Here is a 4,594-nt window from a genome sequence, read left to right as displayed (position 1 = left end):
GACGCGGGGCTATGCCCGACAGGACCTCTCGGATCTCCGCTTCCAGACGGTCGACCTGCGGGCCGTGGGACGCGTAGTCCACCGCGACCATGCGCACCCGGATGCCCTCGGACTCGAACTGCGCCTTCAGCTCCTCAAGAGCCTGCGGCTCACCCGAAACGACCACCGCCGCCGGGCCGTTGACGGCCGCCAGCGCGAGACGGTCGTCCAACCGGCCTTCTACCTGCGACGCGGAGGCGGCCACGGACAGCATGCCGCCCGCGCCCGCCAGCACCTTCAACGACCGCGACCGCAACGCCACCACCCGCGCGCCGTCCTCCAGGGAGAGCATCCCGGCGACCGTCGCCGCCGCGATCTCGCCCTGCGAGTGGCCGACGACGGCATCCGGCGTAACCCCCGCCGCCTCCCACACCGCCGCGAGCGACACCATCACCGCCCACAGCACCGGCTGCACCACATCAGCCGCCTCCAGCGCCGGAGCGCCTTCAGCCCCCGCCAGCACATCCATCAGCGACCACTCGACGTGAGCCGACAGCGCCGCCTCACACTCCGCCAGCCGCGCCGCGAACACCGGGCTGACCTCAGCCAGTTCACAACCCATGCCGAGCCACTGCGAACCCTGACCCGGGAACACGAACACCGGTCGCACTCCGGACCGCGCCACTCCCGACACCGCAGAACCCGTGAGCACCTCGCCTCGGAGGCTCTCCAGCCCGGCCACCAGCTCGGTCCGGTCGGCGCCGACCACCACGGCGCGGTGCTCGAACGCCGAACGCGTCGCCGCCAACGACCAGGCAACGTGGGCCGGTTCCAGCTCGGGCCGGGCCGTCGTCCAGGTGAGCAGCCGCTCGGCCTGCGCCGACAGACCGGCGGCCGAACGACCCGACACCAGCCAAGCACTGGCACCCGACACCACCGGGGCCTCTGCCTCGGCAGCACGCTCGATCGACTCGATCCCGTCCGGCTCCTCGTCGGAGGCAGCGGCGTCGGACGAGACGGGGGCCTGTTCCAGGATGACGTGGGCGTTGGTCCCGCTCAGGCCGAACGAGGACACCGCCGCCCGGCGGACCCGCTCGCCCGCAGGCCACGGCACCGGCTCGGTCAGGAGTTTGACGTCGCCCGCCGTCCAGTCCACGTGCGGCGAGGGCTCGTCGGCGTGGAGGGTGCGCGGGAGTTGCTCGTGCTGGAGGGCCAGCACCATCTTGATCACGCCGGCCGCACCGGCGGCGGCCTGGGTGTGCCCGATGTTCGACTTCACCGAACCCAGCCACAGCGGACGGTTCTCCGGACGCTGACGGCCGTAGGTGGCCAGCAGCGCCTGCGCCTCGATCGGGTCACCGAGCTTGGTGCCGGTGCCGTGCGCCTCGACGACGTCGACGTCGGCGGGCGAGAGCTGGGCGTTGGCCAGCGCGGCGCGGATGACCCGCTGCTGGGAGGGGCCGTTGGGCGCGGTCAGTCCGTTGGACGCGCCGTCCTGGTTCACTGCGCTGCCGCGCAGGACCGCCAGCACCGGGTGGCCGTTGCGGCGGGCGTCGGACAGCCGCTCCACGACCAGCATGCCGATGCCCTCGGCGAATCCCATGCCGTCGGCCTGGGCGGAGAACGCCTTGGAGCGCCCGTCCTGGGACAGGCCGCTGTTCTCGCTGAAGCCGACGAATCCGTCGGCGGTGATCATGACCGTGACGCCGCCGGCCAGCGCCATCGAGCACTCGCCGGAGCGCAGGGCCTGCGCGGCCAGGTGCATGGCGACCAGCGAGGACGAGCACGCGGTGTCGACCGTGACCGCAGGGCCCTCCAGGCCGAGCGCGTAGGAGACGCGGCCCGACAGGATGCTGGTGGCGTTGCCGGTGATCAGGTGCGCGGCGCCCTCGATCTCCGCGCCGGAGCCGTAGCCGGAGAAGTAGCCGCCGACGAAGACACCGGTCGCGGAGCCGCGCAGCCCCTCCGGGTCCACGCCGGACCGCTCCAGCGCCTCCCACGACGTCTCAAGGAGCAGCCGCTGCTGCGGGTCCATCGCGATCGCCTCACGCGGGCTGATGCCGAAGAAGTCGGCGTCGAAGCCGGCCATGTCCTCGATGAAGCCGCCCGCGTGGACGTAGGAGGAGTAGTTCTCGCTCGACGTGAGCGTGTCGAGGTCCCAGCCCCGGTCGTCCGGGAAGCCGGAGATCGCGTCGGTGCCGGAGGACACCAGCGCCCACATCCCGTCCGGGCTCGCCACGCCGCCGGGGTAGCGGCAGGCCATGCCGACGATGGCGATCGGCTCGTCGTCGGTCGCCGCGACCACGCCGGTGACCGGCGTCGCGGTGTCGTCCGACAGGTCGCCGAGGAGTTCGTCGTACAGGTACACGCTCAATGCGGCGGCGTTCGGGTAGTCGAACAGGAGGGTCGCGGGGAGCCGTCGGCCCACGGCTGTGCCGAGTTCGTTGCGGAGTTCCACGGCGGTCAGCGAGTCGAAGCCCAGCTCGCTGAAGGCGCGGTCGCTCTCGATGGCGTCGGCGGAGGCGAAGCCCAGCACCTTGGCGGCCTTGGCGTGGACCAGTTCGGTCAGGGTGCGCAGCTGCTCGGCCCGACTCTGCCCGGCCAGCCGGCGCAGGAGTTCGTCCTCCGCCGGGACGGCGGCCATGTTCGCGAGGACCACGGCGAGCCGCTGGACCTCGGGCAGGTCCCGCATGACGGGCACCTTGAGGAGGGGAGCCGCGTCCTGCGGGTCCGCCAGGGCCAGGGACCAGTCGATGTTGGTCACCGTGAGGACGGGGTCCGTGCCGTCGAGCGCCTCGCCGAGCGCCTGGACAGCCAGCTCGGGCTCCATCGTGCCTTCCCACATGTTGCGGGCCAGCCGTTGCCGGGCCGCCTCGTTGCTCTGCGCCACGCCGTCGCCGGACCACGGGCCCCAGGCCACGGCGAGGGCGGGCAGCCCCCGGCTGTGCCGGTTCTCGGCCAGGGCGTCCAAGTAGGCGTTCGCCGCGCCGTAGTTGGCCTGGCCGGGGCCGCCGGTGGTGGCCACCACGGAGGAGAAGAGCACGAACGCGTCGAGGTCGAGGTCCGCGGTGGCCTCGTCCAGGTAGGACGCGCTCGCCGCCTTGGCCGCGAGGACCGTCTCCAGCCGGTCGGGCGAGAGGTGCTCGATGATGCCGTCGTCCAGCACGCCCGCGGTGTGGACCACGGTGGACAGCGCCGGGCCGCTGCGGCCGGTCCAGTCCACCAGCCCGGTCACCGCCGAGCGGTCGCCGACGTCGCAGGTCACCACGTCCACGCCGGTGCCCAGCGCGGCCAGGTGGGCCGCCTGTTCGGCGACGCCCCGGGCGGCGGGCCCGGAGCGGCTGGTCAGCACGAGCCGCTCCACTCCTCGGCCGGCCAGCCAGCGGGCCGTGTGCCCGGCGAGGGCGCCGGTGCCGCCGGTGATCAGCGCGGTGCCTCGGACCGGGTGCCGCTTGGCGTCGCCGGCGTGCTGGGCGCGGGTCAGCCTGCGGCCGAAGATGCCGGACGGCCGGATCGCGACCTGGTTCTCGTCGCAGCCGGCCAGTACGGCGGCCAGCTGCCCTCCCGCCCGGGTGTCCAGGGCGGCGGGCAGGTCGATCATCCCGCCCCAGCGGTCGGGGTGCTCCAGGGCGATGACCCGGCCGAAGCCCCAGATCTGCGCCTGCGCCGGGTTGGTGAGCGCGTCGGCCGGTCCGGCGGCGACGGCGCCTTGGGTGAGCAGCCACAGCGGGGCGTCGACGCGGGCGTCGCCGAGGGCCTGTACCAGGCCGAGCGTGGCCGCGAGGCCGACGGCCACCACCGGGTGGTCGTCCATGGCCGTCTCGTCCAGCGCCAGCAGCGAGAGCACACCGGCCACCTGGCCGACGTCCGTGCCGGACTCCCGCAGCGCCGACACGAGCAGTGAGGCGACGCCGACGCGGTCCGAGACCCCGGCCGGGATCACGACGGTGACGGGTGTCGCGCCTCGCGCGGTGATCAGGGACACGCACTGGCGCGCGGTCTCCTCGCCGGCCGGCGAGTCGGGGACGGCCACCAGCCAGGGGCCGGACAGCCGGGCGAAGCCGGGCTCGGCGACGGACGTCCAGCGCACGCGGTAGCGCCACTGCGCGGTCGCGGACCGGTCCTGCTCGCGCCGCCGCCAGGACGCCAGCGCGGGCAGGACGGTGCTGAGCTGCTTCGCGTCCTCGATGGCGAGGGTGTCGGCGAGGCCGGTCAGGTCACCGCCCTCGACTGCGGCCCAGAACCGGGCCTCGGTCTCGGTGCCCGCGCCGTCTCCGCCGGCGGCGACCGTGTCGGAGGCCGTGGCGGGGTGGAGCCAGTATCGCTCGTGCTGGAAGGCGTAGGTGGGCAGGTCCAGCCGGTCGCCGGTCGGCAGGACGGTCTTCCAGTCGACGGGGAGGCCGCCTGCGTGGGCCTGGGCGAGCGAGGTGACCACTCGGGTCGCGCCGCCGTTGTCGCGCTCCAGGGTGCCGACGGCCAGGACGCCGCCGACCACGCCCGCGTCCTCGGCGGTCTCCGTCACCGGTCCGGTCAGGACCGGGTGCGTGGAGACCTCGACGAACGCGTTGAAGCCGTCGCCCAGCAGCAGGCGGGTGGCCTGCTCGAAGCGGACCAT

At 73.9% G+C, this 4,594-nt stretch carries 1 protein-coding gene; it reads right to left on the bottom strand.

Annotated features, from left to right (window positions below):
* On the bottom strand, nt 1-4,594 hold a 4,594-nt coding region (locus ACWCV3_RS28480), incomplete at both ends, for an SDR family NAD(P)-dependent oxidoreductase (RefSeq protein ID WP_451230099.1).

The organism is Streptomyces sp. NPDC001781 (assembly GCF_053596035.1).
The sequence above is the reverse complement of the archived record's forward strand: the minus strand, read 5'-3'. Positions and strand labels throughout refer to the sequence as shown.